This window comes from uncultured Algibacter sp. (assembly GCF_947490405.1).
GTDB lineage: Bacteria > Bacteroidota > Bacteroidia > Flavobacteriales > Flavobacteriaceae > Algibacter_B.
Map to the genome: position 1 here is coordinate 335,617 of NZ_CANLGU010000001.1, position 18,110 is coordinate 353,726.

General features: G+C 32.6%; 19 protein-coding genes. 10 read left to right on the forward strand and 9 right to left on the reverse strand.

Going from position 1 to position 18,110, the window contains the following annotated elements; all coding sequences use genetic code 11:
- Window positions 1-2: 2 nt before the first annotated feature.
- The 3 genes from Q0772_RS01180 to Q0772_RS01190 form a co-directional block, all read right to left on the reverse strand.
- Entirely contained in the window at window positions 3-236 is a 234-nt protein-coding gene (locus Q0772_RS01180) for a hypothetical protein (protein ID WP_298339061.1), read from the reverse strand.
- A 187-nt stretch (window positions 237-423) separates the two neighbouring features.
- A complete protein-coding gene (ribH, locus tag Q0772_RS01185) occupies window positions 424-909 on the reverse strand; it encodes a 6,7-dimethyl-8-ribityllumazine synthase (RefSeq protein WP_298339064.1) in 486 nt (161 codons plus the stop codon).
- A 12-nt stretch (window positions 910-921) separates the two neighbouring features.
- Window positions 922-1,692: a tetratricopeptide repeat protein gene (locus Q0772_RS01190; protein WP_298339069.1), complete on the reverse strand. Its 771-nt coding sequence runs from the start codon at window positions 1,690-1,692 to the stop codon at window positions 922-924.
- Between the two features lie 139 nt (window positions 1,693-1,831).
- Between Q0772_RS01190 and Q0772_RS01195 the strand changes: the two genes are divergently transcribed.
- The 5 genes from Q0772_RS01195 to Q0772_RS01215 all read left to right on the forward strand — a co-directional run bounded on the left by Q0772_RS01195 (window position 1,832) and on the right by Q0772_RS01215 (window position 4,466).
- Window positions 1,832-2,911, forward strand: coding sequence for a DNA replication/repair protein RecF (locus tag Q0772_RS01195; RefSeq protein WP_298339073.1), 1,080 nt, complete (start codon window positions 1,832-1,834; stop codon window positions 2,909-2,911).
- A gap of 363 nt (window positions 2,912-3,274) precedes the next feature.
- The gene (locus Q0772_RS01200) at window positions 3,275-3,571 is read left to right on the forward strand and encodes a DUF721 domain-containing protein (protein ID WP_298339076.1); all 297 of its coding nucleotides are present in this window, start codon (window positions 3,275-3,277) and stop codon (window positions 3,569-3,571) included.
- A gap of 96 nt (window positions 3,572-3,667) precedes the next feature.
- Entirely contained in the window at window positions 3,668-3,859 is a 192-nt protein-coding gene (locus Q0772_RS01205; protein WP_139002275.1) for a cold-shock protein, read from the forward strand.
- A 119-nt stretch (window positions 3,860-3,978) separates the two neighbouring features.
- On the forward strand, window positions 3,979-4,170 hold the full coding sequence (locus Q0772_RS01210) for a cold shock domain-containing protein (RefSeq protein WP_298339084.1): 192 nt from the start codon (window positions 3,979-3,981) through the stop codon (window positions 4,168-4,170).
- A 104-nt stretch (window positions 4,171-4,274) separates the two neighbouring features.
- Window positions 4,275-4,466 (forward strand): cold shock domain-containing protein, encoded by a 192-nt coding sequence (locus tag Q0772_RS01215; RefSeq protein ID WP_298339087.1) that lies wholly within the window; start codon window positions 4,275-4,277, stop codon window positions 4,464-4,466.
- A gap of 78 nt (window positions 4,467-4,544) precedes the next feature.
- Here Q0772_RS01215 and Q0772_RS01220 read toward each other — a convergent pair whose 3' ends face one another.
- Complete coding sequence (locus tag Q0772_RS01220) at window positions 4,545-4,964, reverse strand: nucleoside-diphosphate kinase (RefSeq protein ID WP_298339089.1); 420 nt, start codon at window positions 4,962-4,964, stop codon at window positions 4,545-4,547.
- A gap of 176 nt (window positions 4,965-5,140) precedes the next feature.
- On the opposite strand from Q0772_RS01220, the gene Q0772_RS01225 reads away from it, so the two are divergent.
- The 5 genes from Q0772_RS01225 to Q0772_RS01245 are packed head-to-tail and all read left to right on the forward strand — an operon-like array spanning window position 5,141 to window position 9,301.
- Window positions 5,141-6,160 carry a bifunctional oligoribonuclease/PAP phosphatase NrnA gene (locus Q0772_RS01225; protein ID WP_298339092.1) on the forward strand — a complete coding sequence of 340 codons (1,020 nt, stop codon included), beginning with the start codon at window positions 5,141-5,143 and terminating at the stop codon, window positions 6,158-6,160.
- On the forward strand, window positions 6,153-6,695 hold the full coding sequence (gene gldI, locus Q0772_RS01230; RefSeq protein ID WP_298339095.1) for a gliding motility-associated peptidyl-prolyl isomerase GldI: 543 nt from the start codon (window positions 6,153-6,155) through the stop codon (window positions 6,693-6,695). Before Q0772_RS01225 ends, gldI begins: the two co-directional genes overlap by 8 nt.
- 1 nt (window position 6,696) lies before the next feature.
- The gene (locus tag Q0772_RS01235; RefSeq protein ID WP_298339098.1) at window positions 6,697-7,824 is read left to right on the forward strand and encodes a peptidylprolyl isomerase; all 1,128 of its coding nucleotides are present in this window, start codon (window positions 6,697-6,699) and stop codon (window positions 7,822-7,824) included.
- Between the two features lie 55 nt (window positions 7,825-7,879).
- A complete protein-coding gene (lgt, locus tag Q0772_RS01240) occupies window positions 7,880-8,812 on the forward strand; it encodes a prolipoprotein diacylglyceryl transferase (protein ID WP_298339101.1) in 933 nt (310 codons plus the stop codon).
- A 57-nt stretch (window positions 8,813-8,869) separates the two neighbouring features.
- A complete protein-coding gene (locus Q0772_RS01245) occupies window positions 8,870-9,301 on the forward strand; it encodes a DUF192 domain-containing protein (RefSeq protein WP_298339104.1) in 432 nt (143 codons plus the stop codon).
- Window positions 9,302-9,307: 6 nt separating this feature from the next.
- On the opposite strand, the gene Q0772_RS01250 is transcribed toward Q0772_RS01245, so the two are convergent.
- The 5 genes from Q0772_RS01250 to Q0772_RS01270 all read right to left on the reverse strand — a co-directional run bounded on the left by Q0772_RS01250 (window position 9,308) and on the right by Q0772_RS01270 (window position 18,100).
- Window positions 9,308-11,683 carry a TonB-dependent receptor gene (locus Q0772_RS01250; RefSeq protein WP_298339107.1) on the reverse strand — a complete coding sequence of 792 codons (2,376 nt, stop codon included), beginning with the start codon at window positions 11,681-11,683 and terminating at the stop codon, window positions 9,308-9,310.
- Between the two features lie 358 nt (window positions 11,684-12,041).
- Entirely contained in the window at window positions 12,042-15,032 is a 2,991-nt protein-coding gene (secDF, locus tag Q0772_RS01255; RefSeq protein ID WP_298339110.1) for a protein translocase subunit SecDF, read from the reverse strand.
- A 176-nt stretch (window positions 15,033-15,208) separates the two neighbouring features.
- Complete coding sequence (locus Q0772_RS01260; RefSeq protein WP_298339113.1) at window positions 15,209-15,826, reverse strand: hypothetical protein; 618 nt, start codon at window positions 15,824-15,826, stop codon at window positions 15,209-15,211.
- Window positions 15,827-15,900: 74 nt separating this feature from the next.
- Complete coding sequence (locus tag Q0772_RS01265) at window positions 15,901-16,827, reverse strand: malate dehydrogenase (RefSeq protein WP_298339117.1); 927 nt, start codon at window positions 16,825-16,827, stop codon at window positions 15,901-15,903.
- 253 nt (window positions 16,828-17,080) lie between these two features.
- Window positions 17,081-18,100, reverse strand: coding sequence for a DUF6588 family protein (locus Q0772_RS01270; protein ID WP_298339119.1), 1,020 nt, complete (start codon window positions 18,098-18,100; stop codon window positions 17,081-17,083).
- Window positions 18,101-18,110: the final 10 nt, after the last annotated feature.

The window sequence follows — 18,110 nt, forward strand, 5'->3', positions numbered from 1 at the left end:
GATTACATGTATTTTTTTTCTAATACATACATACAAATCAATAATAATACCAAAATCATGATTAAGACCTTCATGGACATAGCACCTCTTGCCTTTACTTTGGTGCCCTTACTTTGTTTCCATTTTGAAACAAAATCTTTGGTATCAGCATTGTCGTTTAAACTAGAATCTGTTTGGTTTTCTTTAGAAAACCTTGACTGATAATTAAACGTTCTATGTTTGCGTTGTTTAAACAAAATCTAGTATTGCTCGTCTTTTCAAAAATACTTAAAAGTATGCAGAAATAGGCGATGAAATTCCCAAAAAATGTTAAGAAAAGTAAAAGTGATTTGTTATTCCAAAGGAGGCGAGACTAAAGCCATCTATAAAACAAACAGACTGCCGCGTTTTACAAAAAAGTAAAACTCGCAGTGACGTTATATATTAACTATTTTTCCTGAGTTCTGCCATTTTAATAGCAGCTATAGCAGCTTCGGTTCCTTTATTACCATGCTTTCCTCCAGAACGTTCGAGTCCTTGTTGCATCGTATTATCTGTAAGCACGCAGAAAATAACCGGTGTTTCGCGCGTTACATTTAAGTCTTTAATCCCTTGTGTAACACCCTCGCAAACAAAATCAAAATGTTTGGTTTCCCCTTGAATAACGCTTCCAATAGCAATAACAGCATTAACCATTTGTTCTTGCATTTTTTTACAACCGTAAATTAACTCAAAACTTCCAGGAACATTCCAACGGATAATATTATTTGGCAACACACCATTATCAATTAGCGCATCGTAAGCGCCTTTATACAAGCCTTCAGTGATATTATCATTCCATTCAGAAACAACAATCCCAAACCGAAATTTACTCGCGTCTGGGATTGTTGCTTTATCGTAATCTGATAAGTTTTTATTTGCCGTAGCCATAGTAATTAAGAATTACTTATTTGCCAACACCTGAGCTTTTCCAATAAACACATCTACTTTTGAAGCTTCAGTAGAATTGGCATAATCATCTTTTATTCTCTTAAAGTATGCCAGTGCTTTATCTGCTTTTCCTAAATCAAGTGCAATGGTACCCGCTTTAAACAAGTACATTGGTGTTGTAAATTCGTTATCTCGCATTTCTGCTGCTTGCTCATAAGCATCCAAAGCATCCTCTGGTTGATTTCCTTGAACATAAGCATCACCAATATTACCTTTTGCTAATGGTGCTAGTATTTCATCATCACTTTTAAAATTGCTTAAATATTCAATAGCCTCATTATATTTTTTTAATCTTAAGTAAGCTGTACCTGCGTAATAGTTAGCTAAATTAGCAGAAGGTGTACCACTGTATTCTTCAATAATATCCAACATACCAAATTTACCTTCACCGCCGTTTAAAGCTAAGTTGTACAATGAATCTTTTGCAGTTCCTGTAACGGCTTGGTCAAAATACTTTTGCGCTTGAAACATATCGTTCATAGCAGCTTCTTGCTTTGGTTTTGCAATAAATTCTTTATAACCTAAAGATGCCAAAACCACTAGCGCTACTAAGCCGATGACTATGAAAATATATTTTTGATTCTTTGCTACAAAGTCTTCTGTTTTAGAAGCCGTTTCATCAAGGGTATTAAAAACCTCAGCAGTTGTAGATCCCTCTTCTATATTCTGTTGCTTCTCAACTTTTGTTTTTGGTTTATGTCCTCTTTTCTTGTAAGTTGCCATTGTGTGCTTTCTAAAATTATTGTCGCGCAAAAATATAATTTTTCTTCATAACTAAAAGGGTATTTATTTGATATTTTTCAATAATTTGCACATCTTTTCAAGAGTTTAACCTCAAAATAGGCTATAAGTTGCTTTTTGTATGATTTTAAAATCGCTGTCTTTACTTAATTACAAAAATTTTGATAGTAAGTCGTTCATTTTCAATGATAAAATAAATTGTATTGTTGGTAATAACGGAATTGGAAAGACGAATGTATTGGATGCCATTTATCATTTATCTTTTGGGAAAAGTTATTTTAATCCTGTGGCAACACAGAATATTAAGCATGATGAAGATTTCTTTGTGATTAATGGTGATTATGATAAGAATGACAAAACTGAAAAAGTAGCAATAAGCTTAAAGCGTGGACAAAAAAAAGTTATTAAGCGCAATGGTAAAGCTTATGAGAAATTTAGTGAACATATTGGTTTTTTACCTTTAGTTATTATTTCTCCAGCAGATAGGGATTTGATTATTGAAGGTAGTAGCACACGAAGAAAATTTATAGATAGCGTAATTTCACAGAGCGATAAAAATTACTTAAGCTATATAATAAATTACAATAAAATATTGGCGCAACGTAATGCTTTACTAAAATATTTTGCGCTAAACCACACATTTAACAACGATACTTTAGAGGTTTACAATAATCAACTTACTGAATATGGCACACTAATTTTTGAAAAACGCAATGCGTTTTTAAAAGCCTTTATTCCTATTTTTAAATCGCGTTACGAAGCTATTAGTAATGGTAATGAGGTTGTAGATTTGGCATATAATAGCCATTTATTTGAAGATGATTTGAATACGCTTTTAAAAGCCTCAATAAATAAAGATAAGGCGTTACAATTTACTAGTGTAGGCATCCATAAAGATGATTTACACTTTAATATTGAAAGCCACCCAATTAAAAAATTTGGTAGTCAAGGCCAGCAAAAATCGTTTTTGATTGCTTTAAAACTGGCTCAGTTTGATTTTATTAAAGCGCAAAGTGGCGTGAACCCCATTTTACTTTTAGATGATATTTTTGATAAGTTGGATGAGCAACGCGTAGCACAGATTATTAAACTTGTTGACGATGAGAATTTTGGGCAATTGTTTATTAGTGATACACATGCTGAACGTACCGAACATGCTGTAAAACAAGTGCACCAGAGTTATGAGATTTTTAGACTTTGATGCTTAGTCACTCATTCACAAATTCTTTTGCTTAATAGTGTTTGATTTTGTAAAAAATTTCAGCTAACTTCGTTTAACGATGGATATAAGTCATTAAAGAACGACGTCATATCCATCGTTAAACGAACCTCTCCAAAAGTAAATACAGCTTTAATTAAAAAAATAAGATAGCAGATAATTGCGTTAGGGATTGTAAAGGAAATCCTTTTTTGAGACTATCGAAACCAAAATACTTTTTGGTTGAAGATACCGAAGCGAAGCTTAAAAAAAAGATTGTATTGGAAAGCCCGACCCTTGTGGTAACGCCCAAATAATTTTTATACTTTTACGAAACATAAATTTTGACTCTATTGTAATTAAACCATGGCAAAACGTAATAATGAAAACTTGAGTATTGGCGACGCTTTAAAGGAGTTTGTTTCTACAAATAAACTTGAAAAAGGCTTAAATAAGGTTAATGTGGCGGATGCTTGGGAGAAACTTATGGGGAATGGGGTTAACAATTATACCCTGTCTGTAAACTTAGAGCGTGAGACTTTATATGTGCAATTGAGTTCTAGTGTTTTACGTGAAGAATTAAGCTACGGTAAGGAAAAGATAATTAACATGCTTAATGAAGAATTGGGTAAAGTAATTATTAAAAAATTGATTTTAAGATAATTACACTTTGAGTTAATTATTAAATAAATGTATAATTTTTGATTTTGTACAATTATTTATACTACCTTTGGGCTTTAATTTTATAATACAAATACAATGAGTAAAGGTACCGTAAAATTCTTTAACGATTCAAAAGGTTTTGGATTCATTATTGAAGAGGACAACAACAAAGAACATTTCGTACACATTTCAGGATTAATCGATGAAATTCGTGAAGGCGACAATGTTGAGTTCGATCTACAAGAAGGTAGAAAAGGATTAAACGCCGTAAACGTAAAAGTAATCTAATATATACTTTAACAATTACAATTAAAAGCCTATCTATTTTGATAGGCTTTTTTGTTTATAGTGATTTATAAATTAATTGGAAGTATCTTTGCAAAACATATTAATTTAATAGTTACACAATGAATAAAGGTACAGTAAAATTTTTCAATGATTCTAAAGGTTTTGGATTCATAACTGAAGACGACAACAACAAAGAACATTTCGTACACATTTCTGGATTAATCGATGAAATTCGTGAAGGTGATGCCGTAGAATTTGATTTACAAGAAGGTAAAAAAGGATTAAACGCCGTAAACGTAAAAGTAATCTAATATATACTTTAACAATTACAATTAAAAGCCTATCAGTTTTGATAGGCTTTTTTTGTGGCATTAAGTTTGCTCTATATGAAACATAATAATTTAAATTTAATACAATGAGTAAAGGAACAGTAAAATTCTTCAACGATTCTAAAGGATTCGGATTTATAACTGAAGAAGGTTCAAACACAGAACATTTTGTTCACATTTCTGGATTAATCGATGAAATTCGCGAAGGCGATATTGTTGAGTTTGATTTACAGGAAGGTAGAAAAGGCTTAAATGCCGTAAACGTAAAAGTAGTTTAGTACCACATATACACGTTTTTAAACAAGAAAATCCAGCAACTATGTTGCTGGATTTTTTTATTTTTATGATAAACAGTTTTAAAACTGCTCTCTTCCAGAGAAGTGAAATGCACCTTCTATAGCTGCATTATCATCACTATCACTACCATGTACTGCGTTTTCACTTATTGAATCTGCATACATTTTTCTAATGGTACCTTCTGCGGCATCTGCAGGATTTGTAGCTCCAATTAATGTTCTAAAATCTTCTACAGCGTTTTCCTTTTCTAAGATAGCTGCAACTATGGGTCCGCGTGTCATATATTCCACTAACTCTGGAAAAAATGGACGCTCTTTATGTATTGCGTAAAATGTTTCTGCATCTGCAGTGGTCATTTGTGTTAATTTCATAGCTACAATTCTAAACCCTGAAGCTGAAATTTTTTCTAAGATTGCACCAATGTGTCCTTTTTCAACCGCATCTGGCTTAAGCATTGTAAATGTTCTATTTGTTGCCATTGTTATTATTTTATGTATTCAGATAATAAATATTTGTTAAATATGTCTTCATGAAATAACAAAACAAATTCTAGAAAACAATTTTACAAATCTGTTGTTATTTTGGGTGCAAAAGTAATCTATTTCTACGGATTTGCAATATTTCTAATTTTAAAAAAATTGTATCTTTGCAAACTATGAAAAAACAAGACATTGCAAGCATAAAGCAGCTTTTATCTACTAAAAAAAAGATTGTTATAGTACCTCATAAAAACCCTGATGGTGATGCTATTGGTTCTACTTTGGGCCTTTACCATTATTTAATTAAAAGCGGTCATAAAGTAAATGTTTTGGTTCCCAATGATTATCCTTCGTTCTTAAAATGGATTCCTGGAAATGAAACTATTTTAAAATACGATTACCAATCTGGTGTTTGCGATGCGCTTATAAAAGATGCTGATATTATCTTTACTTTAGATTTTAATGCATTTCATAGAACAGGAGATATGGAATCTGTTTTAACTGAAAGTAATGGATTAAAAATCATGATAGATCATCATCAAGCTCCCGATGATTATGCTACTTATATGTACAGTGACGTTAGTATGAGTTCTACTTGCGAAATGGTTTATCATTTTATCGATATGTTAGGAAATGCTGATGCTGTTGATAGTAATATTGCGACCTGTCTTTATGTTGGCATTATGACCGACACAGGCTCTTTTAGATTTCCTTCTACTACAAGCACTACACATAACATTGTAGCAAAACTGATTGAAAAAGGTGCAAATAATTCTGATATCCATAACAATGTTTATGACACAAACTCTTATGAACGTTTACAGCTATTAGGTTGTGCACTCAGCAATTTAAAAGTAATACCAGAGTTAAGAACAGCTTATATTACGCTGTCTCAAAACGAGCTACAAAAGTATAATTATAAAAAAGGAGACACTGAAGGTGTTGTAAATTATGGTCTGTCTCTAGACGGCATTGTACTTGCCGCTATTTTTATTGAGGATAGAAATGAAGGCATTATAAAAATATCGTTACGCTCCAAAGGAAGCTTTTCTGTTAACGAAATGTCTAGAGCTCATTTTGGTGGTGGCGGCCATACTAATGCCGCTGGAGGAAAGAGTTATTTATCTCTCGAAAAAACAGTTGAAAAATTTATTAGTATATTACCTACTTATAACAAAGCCCTAAATAATGAATAAATTACTTACCATAGCTTTGGTTTTACTAGCCTTTGGCTGTAAAACCCCTGAAGCTAGACGCCCTGTTTCCGCTACATCAGGATCCTTTATAGATGCCTCTGTAGAGCGTAATAAAAAGCTAAACGCTAAGGAAAAAGCGCTTATTGAGAACCTTATGAAGCAAGAAGAGCAAGATTATATCGCTTCTGAAAGTGGATTCTGGTATTACTACAATAATAAAATTGAAAACGACTCCTTAATAACACCTGCATTTGGTGATATTGTAAATTACAATTACAATGTTAAAGGCATTAATGGCAACACTATTTATTCTACTGAAGAGATTAAAACACGAACCTATGCCATGGATAAGGAGGAGTTATTTACTGGGTTGCGTGAAGGTTTAAAGCTAATGAAAAGTGGTGAAACGGCTACGTTTCTGTTTCCTTCTCAAAAAGCTTATGGTTACTACGGTGATGAAAATAAAATTGGCAGTAATGTGCCTTTGATTTGTGAAGTTACCATTAATTCTATTACCCAAAATCAAACGCCATAATATGCTTTTAAAAAGTGCTATTCGAGTTTTTATACTAGCACTTGTTCTAGCAAATTTCTCTTCATGTAGTGAGAAGTATGACAACCTAGATGATGGTATTTATGCAGAATTTGTAACCACAAAAGGTATTATGGTTGCTAAATTAACTTACAAAAAAACGCCAGTTACTGTTGCCAATTTTGTATCATTATCTGAAGGTTCTAATACACTAGCAAAAGCAGAATACAAAAACAAACCTTATTTTAACAACACACTTTTTCATCGGGTTATTGACAATTCAATAGTACAAGCTGGTACACCAAATGGCAAAAGCTCTGGAAACCCTGGTTATAAGTTTAAAGACGAATTCCATCCCAGTTTAAAGCATGATAAAGCAGGGGTTTTATCTATGGCCAATTTTGGTCCGAAAACTAACGGAAGCCAATTTTTTATTACTGAAATACCAAGACCAGGTCTAGATAATAAACATACTGTTTTTGGAGAACTTGTTATAGGACTTGATGTTTTAGACTCCATATCTCAAGTAAAAACCGATAAAGATTATAGACCCATAGAACCTGTTTTAATTAAAAAACTTAATATTATTCGAAAAGGTAGTGATGCTAAAAATTTTGATGCATCCGAGTTTTTTGAAAGTCATTTCATTGAAGAAGAACGTTTAGAGAAAGAAAGGAAAGCTAAAACGGAAGCTCTTGTAAAATCGACTTTAGAAAAATTTAAAAAACAAAAAGCCAAAGCTATTAAACTTGAATCTGGCTTACAATATTTCATTTCTGAAAAAGGAACAGGACTGCATCTGCATGAAGATGCTGAAGCTTTGGTGCATTATACAGTTTTTACTGAGGATGGCAAACTTATTAAAACTAGCAAGTTAGAAGTCGCAGAAAATCTTAATGCTGTTAATAACAAAAAGAAAGCAACTAACAAATACCAACCTATCCGAGCCGATATTGGACCTGATGCACAAATGATTCCAGGGTTTAAAGAAGGCCTACAACAGTTAAGCGTTGGAGACAAAGCTACTTTATTTATACCATACCATTTAGGCTTTGGGGAAGCTGGAGGTAATACCGTACCTGGTAAAACCAATATTATTTTTGAGGTTGAAGTCTTAAAACTTCTTAGATAAATTTTAACATAAATACCATATCAAACCTTTATATTTACGCTGAAAAACAAAACCTATGCAAGCATTAAAATTTGATTGGAATCCGATAACAGGAATTGATATTGTTGGAAACTTCAAACTACACTTTTATAGTGTGATGTGGATTGTTGCTTTTATTTTGGGTTGGTATATCATGAAACGTATTTTCACTAAAGAGAAAGTATCTCTTGATTATCTAGACCCCTTATTTATTTATACGGTTTTAGCTACTATGTTAGGTGCAAGGTTAGGGCATGTACTATTTTATCAATCGGAGTTAATTTCAGAAGACTTCTTTAGTATTTTCTTACCGTTTAAGTTTAAAGGCGGGTTTGAGTTTACAGGATTTCAAGGCTTAGCGAGTCATGGTGCTGCTATTGGTATTATTATTGGCATGTATTTGTACCGTAGAAAGTACACCTATAAATCAATACTTTGGATTTTAGATAGGATTGTTATTCCTGTATCTTCTGGTGCTATTTTTATTAGAATTGGAAACTTTATAAATTCTGAAATTATTGGAAAAGCTTCTGGAGACTTTCCGCTAGGTGTACGCTTCATTCAGGATCAATATTATAAAAGTGAAATTGTACAACGTACTGGTATTAAAGATGTTCAAAAAGCGTATAATGCAGTTACTGAGAATTCACAATATCAAAACTTACTTGAAGCTGTTCCATACAGACACCCATCACAACTTTACGAATCGTTTTGTTACATTTTTGTATTTCTAATCTTGTGGTATTTCTACTCCAAAACAACAAAAAAAGACCAACCTGGTTTCTTATTTGGCTTATTTTTAGTACTACTTTGGTCGATTAGATTCTTTATAGAATTCACCAAAGAACCCCAAGGGGACGAGTACATCAATTGGTTTAACTTAAATACTGGACAGTGGCTAAGTATTCCTTTTGTTCTTATTGGCCTATACTTTATGTTTGTTTACAAACCCAAAAATGCTAATAAGTAAATTATGTTTTTAAAACGTAACTTTTTACTCTTTACGACTCTATCGCTTTTGATATATATGTCTTGTAAAGACAATAAAAAAGTCATTACACAAACCGAAGTTACATTCACTAAAGAAGGAGAACTTACAATTTTTAAATCTGCTGATTCTTCAAAAATTAGTTTAGATATTGAAATTGCAGATACAGATTTTGACATTCAAACAGGTTTAATGTACCGAAATCAAATGGAAAAAAATCAAGGTATGTTATTTATTTTTGATGATGAACGTGAACGTTTCTTCTATATGAAAAACACTAAAATTCCTCTGGATTTAATATACATTGATGCAGACACTAATATTGTTAGCTTCCAAAAGAACGCAAAACCTTTTGATGAATCTTCACTTCCCTCAAATGGTCCAGCAAAATATGTATTAGAAATTAATGCTGGTTTAGTTGATACTTGGAACCTTACAGCAAAAGATTCTATTATTTTTACTAAACAGTAAAATTATTTAACGTCTTTTTCCCCCTAAATATTCCATAGCTTCACCTTTACCAAAGCCATAGCTAAACCCAATGGCTACAAATCGACCACGCTGACTAAAGCTGTAAGCTTTTGAGTTATCTTGCTCAATAAAGGTTTCAAAAAACCTTGAAGCAAACACATCCCTGATACTTAAATTAATAACACCTTTATCTTTCAATATCTTTTTACGTATACCAATATCAAGAAAGGTATTTGCGCTTCTTATACCCTGCACAGTTTTTACTTTTGATTGATGATTACCAACCGCTTCTAAATCAATTTTAGCTGGCAACTTGAATTTAGCCATGAGTTTTGATCCCCATTGGCTACCATTAAAATCAAAAACGGTTGATTCAAAAGTTCCTTTTCTATCAAATTGGTTATAGTTAAAATCAATATTACAGGTTAACCATTTAGCGAAACTATACTTAGTATTAAATTCAATACCAGAAGCACTATTCGTTCCGATGTTTTCTGGCATACTTGTGTTAACGTTATCTTGAAAAACCGAGATGCGTTCAATAACATCTGTTGTATACCTATGGAAAACTCCAAAATTTAAAGATGTTTTCCCTATATCAAAAATACTTGTTAATTCATAAGAATCTGTAAACTCTGGTGTAAGCCCTGGATTACCTTGTCTGATATTAAAGTTATTACGGATACTAAAAAACGGATTTAATGAACGCATTCCTGGTCTGTTTATTCTAGCGGAATACCCTGCTTGAAATGATACAGCATCTGATAATTTAAAAGATGTATGAATACTTGGAAACAAATTGGTATAGTTCTGTTTATTGGATTGATTTGTATTTACAAGGGTTGTAACTAAATCAGTTTGTTCTAATCGCAATCCTGCTTTTAATCCCCAATTCTCGTATTCGTACCCTCCAATTAAATATGCTCCCAGCACTTTTTGATCAAATTCAAAATTATTGGTTAAGTCGAAATCAGTTTCAAATACACCATTAACTAAATCCTGAACTTCAAAATCATTCCCAATATCATTAATAACATATTGCATCCCTGTTTCCATAGTCCAAATCTCAGAAAATGGTTTTGTGTAATCCAGTTTAAAGGTATATGTGTTATCAGAGTAATCTGTTCTAGTGTTTTGTATATTATCCCTATTGTCTCCAGATAGTGTTGTATCTTCAAATAATGAGGTTAAATCTTTCCCAAAAGAATTTCCTGTAGCACTTAAAAGTAAATCATGATCTTCATGATCCTCAAAATCTCGTTTATAGACTAATTCATATTGCCACTTTGGATTGGTTGCTTCTGTAGTTTCTCTACGATTCCATTCAGACGTTATGTTATTATCAGAACCAAGGGCTTTAAAATTAATATCTGATGGTTGATCTTCAATTTCATAAGCAAAATTCCCTGATAGCGTTATTACATTGTTGGAATTGATATAATAATCTGTTCCTAAAGTTATATTATAAAATTTTTCTACTCTTAAATTTCTACCTTCACTTAATATAGATGTACTATTTTCAAGATTCTCATTTATATTTTCAGAATCGCGAGGATAAACTCGTCTTCCTAAACCAAGTTGGGTGAATAAATTAAACCTTTCTGAACGTCTGTTTAAACTCAAACCAAAACTATTATTATCTGGCACTCCGGCATTTAAGCTAAAAGCACCATTTAGCCCCTTACGCTCGTCCTTTTTAATAACAATATTTATAATTCCTGATGTTCCTTCGGCATCGTATTTAGCTGAAGGGTTAGTTATAACCTCTACCCTATCAATCATGTCTGCAGTAATACTACCTAAAGCACCACCGTCCTCTGTTAAAATAGAAGGTTTCCCGTTTATTAAAACTTGTACTCCTGTACTACCACGTAAACTTATTGCGCCTTCAATATCTACATTTACAGATGGTACATTATTTAAAACTTCTAGAGCACTAGCCCCAGTGGTACTTAAATCTTTACCTACATTGAAAACACGTTTATCTAACTTGAATTGCGAAGATGAAACCTCAGCTTGCACTAAAACTTCCCCTAATTGTTCTGCATCTTCCTCCAGTAAAATAGTTCCTAGATTAATTTTACCATTATTAACATCAAAAGTTTTAATAGTTTTTGAGACAAAACCCATAAAACTAATTTGAACGTAAAAGTTATTAGCCTCTGTATTAATTCTAAAGGTACCATTTTCAGCAGTTATCACTCCCGTTATTGTTTTATTTGAGTCAGTATCTAATAAGGCTACAGTGCTGTAAGCTAGTGGTTGTTTACCAACCTTTTCAACAACTTTTCCTTTAATTTCAATATTTTGCGCTGATAGTGATTGATTTGATATGTGAATCGAAATAATTAAAAATAGACTACAGAGATACTTTAAATTCATTTGAAAAACTTATGCACGAACAATAATGACAATCTTAATTTTTATTAGCTAAGTTATTAAACTATTTCTTATGAATTTTGAAAATGGATTCATCAAATAAAAAAACACTTTATGGCAATGTAATAAACTTTGCTATTGATTGCGTTAGGGATTGAAACGGCATCCTTTTATGTGCCTACCTAACAGGTTTATTATAAAAAATAAATTAATAATAATCTACTAAAGCTTTAATAAGACACCAAAATAATTTAAGCACAAAAAAGATATAGTGTAAAGCCCGACCCTTGTGGTAACGCCCAAATAAAAAAAGCCTACTAACAAACGTTAATAGGCTTTCTTGTAAAGAAAAAAGTTTGAGTTAGTTTTTCTCTTTTTTCCCTTCTAATTTATTTACAGTATCATACATGATTGGTGTTGCAATAAATAATGACGAGTAGGTACCAACAATAACACCTATGATTAAGGCGAACATAAAACCACGGATAGAATCGCCACCAAAGATGAAGATTGCTAATAATACTACTAATGTAGTAAGTGAGGTATTTAAAGTTCTACTCAACGTACTGCTTAATGATGCGTTTACAACTTTATCGAACTTCCAAGAGGTATGCTCATTAAAGAACTCACGAATTCTATCGAATACTACCACGGTATCGTTTAATGAGTAACCAATAACCGTTAGGATAGCTGCGATAAACGCTTGGTTTATTTCCATATTAAATGGCATAAACTTGTACGTTAATGAGAATACTCCTAATACAATTAATACATCGTGGAATACTGCAGCTACTGCACCTAATGAATACTGCCATTTCTTAAAACGAATTAAGATATATAAGAATACAACGATTAACGACCCTAAAATTGCCCAGAATGAAGCTTGCTTAATATCATCAGCAATTGTTGGTGTTACTTTATAAGATTCTAATAAACCAACTTGTTTATTTTCATCATTTAAATCGATGAATTGCTCATAAGAGATTCCTTCTAAATGAGGCACTAAAGCTTCATATAATGATTTTCTGATTTCTTCATCTACCGCAGCTCCAGACTCGTTTACTTTATATTTAGTTGTAATTTTTAACTGGTTTGCATCTCCAAAAGTTTTGGCATCTGCACTTCCGAAAACATCTGGCTGTGACAAAAGGTTAGTGATTTCTGAAGCACTAATATCTTGCGCAAAACGCACTTGATAGGTCCTACCACCAACAAAATCGACACCTTCATTTAACCCATTAGTAAATAATGAGCCTAAACTTAAAAGAATTAAAGCACCAGATATAACAAAGGCTACTTTTCGTTTCTTCAAGAAATCAATATTAATATTTCTGAATAGGTTTTTAGTAATTGCCGTTGAAAAATCTAATTTTCCGCCACGGTTAGCATACCAATCTATTAACAATCTGGTAATAAAAATTGCTGTAAATAATGACGTAGCAATACCTATTAATAAGGTTGTTGCAAATCCTTTAATTGGCCCTGTACCAAATATAAATAAGATTAAAGCTGTTAAACCTGTAGTAATGTTGGCATCTAAAATAGATGATAACGCGTTACTAAACCCATCTTTAATAGACTCTAACTGCCCTTTACCTTTAGCCAATTCCTCTCGGATACGCTCGAAAATAAGTACGTTTGCATCCACAGACATACCAATAGTTAATACAATACCTGCTATTCCTGGAAGTGTTAATACTGCGCCTAATCCTGATAAAATACCGAAAATTAAAAGGATATTTAATAGCATCGCGATATCTGCAAATACTCCTGCTTTTCCGTAGTAGAAAATCATCCATACTAATACTAACACTAATGCTATTAAGAACGACATTGTACCGCTTTCAATAGCTTCTTTACCCAATGATGGCCCTACAACTTCACTTTGAATAATATCTGCAGAAGCTGGTAATTTACCTGCACGTAATACATTTGCTAAGTCAATTGCTTCATTTAACGTAAAATCACCTGATATAGAAGAGTTTCCTCCAGCAATTGGCCCAGTAGTAACACCAGGTGCTGAATACACTACATCATCTAAAACAATCGCAATTTGACTACCTTGAGAATAAGCCTTCCCCGTCATTTCTTCCCAAATCTTAGCACCTTTAGCATTCATTTGCATAGACACCTCAGACTTTCCTGTTGGACCAAATTGGTTTCTAGCATCAGTTACTACAGCACCACTTAATTGTGGTACATTCTCTCTGTTTCCAACTAAAGCATATAAATCAACCAGCTCACTATCTTTTTCTGGTTTACCAAAAACAAACTTAGCATAACGTTGTTCTGCTGGAAGTAAAGCTCTAACTTCTGATCTGTTTAAATAATCAAGAACCGTTTCTTTATCCTTAGTTTCAAATTTAGCAATAATAGGACCTCCCTGATAGCCAAGACCTCTTATTAACTTCCCTAATGGATTGTTTTCTTCAACTGCTGTAGAATCAGTTTCAGCATCGCCTAATAAATCATCTATTTGATCGCTTTGTGCATCTTCTTCATCTTGAGACTCAACTTCAGTAGTATCTTCTGTTTCAATAATATCTTTTAAAACAGCATTAGCTTGATCGATAAACCCGAAGAACTGTTCACCTTTGTAAGCATCCCAGAACTCTAACTGCGCTGTACTTTGTAATAAACTTGTAGCACGATCAACATCTTTAACTCCTGGTAATTCTACTAAAATACGTCCAGAATTTCCTAAACGTTGAATGTTAGGGGACGTTACACCAAACTCATCAATACGCTTACGTAATACTTCGAAAGCTGAAACAATTGACTCATCAATTTTAGTTTCAATAATAGACTTTACATCTTCATCACTCATACTACCATCAATCTCACCGTCAAGTTCTCTTGTATAAAAGATATCTGGCGATGCTAATTTTGTATCTCCTTTAATTTTATCAAAAGCGATAAAGAAATCCTCTAGATAGGTGTTTTGACTATTTTTTTGAAGCTCTGAGGCATCATCCAATGCTTTATTGAATACTGGTTCACTAGTATTATTCGCTAGCCCCTTTAAGATATCTTTTACAGATACCTGAAGAATAACGTTAATACCACCTTTTAAATCTAAACCAAGATTCATGGCTTTTTGCTTCACTTCATTATAAGTGAATTTTGCAATACCAATGTTATAAACCGTATCGGTTCCTTTTTCTTGAAGATAGTTAGCTTCTTCTTGACTACGAAGTGCTCTATAATTCTCTTCGGACTCAGAGATTTTACTAATCGCTATCTCCTCAGCTTCATTTTCAATTGAATTTGCTGTAAATGTGAATGATAATTGGTAAAGACTTACCAAACCAAACAAAATAGCAAATAATTTTACTAATCCTTTGTTTTGCATGTTATACTTTATTTAGGTCAAATTTTGAATCCCGAAAATTTCAGGCGAGCAAATATAGAATTTACTCCATGATTTGACAATTTTTTATTTTTTTGATTATGATTTTATAGAATCTGCATTATTAATGCATTCTACGTTTGGAATAAAGGTTTAGGAATCTTTCTTTTAAACTCCTTTTAAACTATAGGTCCAGCTCTAACTTCTGGTATTGTATGTAGTGCATCACTTATTTGTATCGTAATAGCTTTACGAATTTTATAAGTGATTTGTATTAGACTATCTGTATAATCGTAACCTGCACTTTCTTTGGCGAAATAATTAGGATCTAAGAATCGATCGCTTTTTACTTCAGTATCCGATGCAATTACACCATCAAAATCCCATCCAGAATGTTGGCTATTTTGTATTTCGTAAACATTAATATCATAATTAACGTTAGATTCTTGAGTTGGTAACTGTGACGGATTATTATCTTTTGATTGGGATGTTAACTGGAGCGTTAAGGTTTCTTGATCTAAAAACTGCTGTTTTACACTAGCAATATCTTCATCACTAAAATAGGTTATTTTTAGTTTACCCTCTTGTAGAGTTAGTACCTTAATATTTTTTGCTCCTAAACCTTGTAATTTTTGTTTTATGGCAGTTACTGCTTCCCCAGTTTGATTTGATGTTAAATTAACATCTTCAAACTGCAAAACAATTTCTTGATTAGGTAACGTTATTTGCTGTTGAGAAACCACACCAAATAAGGTTAAACCAAAAATTAAAATACAAATGCACCTTCTTGCAATCATACGCCAAATATAAAAAAATAAAGACTGTATTACTACAGTCTTTATTTAAATCTATGTTTTAAGAAATTAACGTGTTATACGTCTAACAATCCGTTAGTCTTTTTAACGCCTTCTGCACTTTCTTTCATATGCGCTTTTTCAGCATCACTTAAAGGAACATCGACAATACGTTCTATACCATTTCGACCTAGAATCACAGGAACACCTATACAAATATCACTTAAACCATATTCACCTTCTAAAAATGTAGAACATGGAAACATTTTCTTTTGATCACAAGCAATAGCTTGAACCAAACCACTTACAGCAGCTCCAGGAGCATACCAAGCAGAAGTTCCTAAAAGTCCAGTAAGTGTTGCACCACCAACTTTAGTATCGGCTGCTACTTGCTCTAAACGTTTTGCACTTAAAAACTCTGAAACTCTAATACTATTTCTTGTTGCATGACTTGTTAACGGTACCATACCTTTATCACTATGACCACCTATAACCATACCATCAATATCGCTAATAGGAGCATCCATAGCCTCAGCTAACCTGTATTTAAAACGTGCAGAATCTAAAGCACCACCCATACCAATAATTCTATTTTTAGGAATATCTAAAGATTTATGCGCCAAATAAGTCATGGTATCCATTGGATTACTCACAACAATAAGAATCATATTTGGAGAATGTTCTAGTAAACTTGTTGAAACAGATTTTACGATGCCTGCATTGATTCCGATTAACTCCTCACGAGTCATACCTGGCTTACGCGGAATACCAGATGTAATAACACAAATATCACTATTTGCTGTTTTACTGTAATCGTTTGTTACACCAGTTATTTTAGTATCAAAACCGTTTAATGATGCACATTGCATTAAATCCATGGCTTTTCCCTCAGCATACCCTTCTTTAATATCTAACAATACAACTTCTGATGCAAAATTCTTAATAGCAATATATTCTGCACAACTTGCGCCTACTGCACCCGCACCTACAACTGTTATTTTCATTTTTTTAAAATTTAAATAGTATTTAATTTGTTTTTAATTTCAATGCGAAATTCTGTATTAAATCAAACATACTAAATGATTTAAATCATGAACTTCAATTATTTCACTAAAAAAAATGTGAAATTTTAATACTCGCAAAATTACAAATTAATATGCTGTAAATAAAAAAGCGCAGGACAAAATCCTGCGCTTTTAAACAAAAATTAAATATAACTAACTAAAACTAAACAATTAACTTTTTATATGCTTTCTATTATCTAAATCCAAAATTAATACCTAATGAGTAAGCATTAAATTCTGACATGTGATATTCTCCATTGAGTCTAAAAAATCCTAATTTCAATTTAAAACCTAGTGTTGCTCTTACTGAAGACACTTCGCTTGAAACTGAGAATGGATCTCTATAAGATTCGGTAAAGAAAGGACCAGAAGTAACTGTGTAAGTACCTAGCACATCTGATTCTGATTTACCTTTGATATATCCAACACCACCATAAAAGTTTATTACTGGTAATTTTGTTGACACTATAGCTTGAAGCAACCAAGTGTTTGTATCGCTTTCTATACGCTGATCACTACCATCTATTCCTGACGAATCTGTTATATCATAAGCACCATTCAAATTTGTATACGCCACTAAACCTGAAATCGCTACCGGTAATAGTTTATCTGCTGGTAACCATTTGGTAACCTCGAATTGCAAACCTGCTCCGTACATGCTTAATGAAAAATCATCTGTATCAATTTTTGGCACAAATCGCGCTTTAAGTTCAATACCTTTACTTAAACCTAAAGCACCTTGAATAAAAGCTGTAGGTAATAAGTTAGCACTAGCATCTCCTATTCCAGAAGGCAAGGTTATTTCCTCACTAAGTGTCGTTGTATTATCAGTTACTCTAATTCTAATCTCAGGGTCATTTTCACCTAGAGCTGTAGCAACATCTCTGGATCTTGCGCTAGAATCTGTAAACTCAAACGACAAGTCATTCGTTTCATACGAATCTAAATTCATTGAAAATGATTTATGCTCATCTGCAACACTTGCGGCATTTACAATTACTGATATTTCAAAACCTCCAAGGGGTTTAGCATCTGCAGTATTAAACCAACCAGCATTCATACTGTGCATTAAACCATTTGTTGCAGGCTCTAAATAATCATTAGTAAAGCGTTCTGCACTTTCCTCACCGGCAGCAAATAAGCCACCAATATCTTGTGCTTTTGAAGTGATTGTTACAAAACCAAGTAATGTAAGTAAGGTTAACTTTTTCATTATTATAAAT

Excerpts from the sequence above, each read along its gene's own strand:
- ribH (WP_298339064.1), bottom strand. The coding sequence starts at position 909 with ATGGCTACGGCAAATAAAAACTTATCAGATTACGATAAAGCAACAATC.
- Q0772_RS01190 (WP_298339069.1), bottom strand. The coding sequence starts at position 1,692 with ATGGCAACTTACAAGAAAAGAGGACATAAACCAAAAACAAAAGTTGAG.
- Q0772_RS01195 (WP_298339073.1), top strand. The coding sequence starts at position 1,832 with ATGATTTTAAAATCGCTGTCTTTACTTAATTACAAAAATTTTGATAGT.
- Q0772_RS01200 (WP_298339076.1), top strand. The coding sequence starts at position 3,275 with ATGGCAAAACGTAATAATGAAAACTTGAGTATTGGCGACGCTTTAAAG.
- Q0772_RS01205 (WP_139002275.1), top strand. The coding sequence starts at position 3,668 with ATGAGTAAAGGTACCGTAAAATTCTTTAACGATTCAAAAGGTTTTGGA.
- Q0772_RS01210 (WP_298339084.1), top strand. The coding sequence starts at position 3,979 with ATGAATAAAGGTACAGTAAAATTTTTCAATGATTCTAAAGGTTTTGGA.
- Q0772_RS01215 (WP_298339087.1), top strand. The coding sequence starts at position 4,275 with ATGAGTAAAGGAACAGTAAAATTCTTCAACGATTCTAAAGGATTCGGA.
- Q0772_RS01220 (WP_298339089.1), bottom strand. The coding sequence starts at position 4,964 with ATGGCAACAAATAGAACATTTACAATGCTTAAGCCAGATGCGGTTGAA.
- Q0772_RS01225 (WP_298339092.1), top strand. The coding sequence starts at position 5,141 with ATGAAAAAACAAGACATTGCAAGCATAAAGCAGCTTTTATCTACTAAA.
- gldI (WP_298339095.1), top strand. The coding sequence starts at position 6,153 with ATGAATAAATTACTTACCATAGCTTTGGTTTTACTAGCCTTTGGCTGT.
- Q0772_RS01235 (WP_298339098.1), top strand. The coding sequence starts at position 6,697 with ATGCTTTTAAAAAGTGCTATTCGAGTTTTTATACTAGCACTTGTTCTA.
- lgt (WP_298339101.1), top strand. The coding sequence starts at position 7,880 with ATGCAAGCATTAAAATTTGATTGGAATCCGATAACAGGAATTGATATT.
- Q0772_RS01245 (WP_298339104.1), top strand. The coding sequence starts at position 8,870 with ATGTCTTGTAAAGACAATAAAAAAGTCATTACACAAACCGAAGTTACA.
- Q0772_RS01250 (WP_298339107.1), bottom strand. The coding sequence starts at position 11,683 with ATGAATTTAAAGTATCTCTGTAGTCTATTTTTAATTATTTCGATTCAC.
- secDF (WP_298339110.1), bottom strand. The coding sequence starts at position 15,032 with ATGCAAAACAAAGGATTAGTAAAATTATTTGCTATTTTGTTTGGTTTG.
- Q0772_RS01260 (WP_298339113.1), bottom strand. The coding sequence starts at position 15,826 with ATGATTGCAAGAAGGTGCATTTGTATTTTAATTTTTGGTTTAACCTTA.
- Q0772_RS01265 (WP_298339117.1), bottom strand. The coding sequence starts at position 16,827 with ATGAAAATAACAGTTGTAGGTGCGGGTGCAGTAGGCGCAAGTTGTGCA.
- Q0772_RS01270 (WP_298339119.1), bottom strand. The coding sequence starts at position 18,100 with ATGAAAAAGTTAACCTTACTTACATTACTTGGTTTTGTAACAATCACT.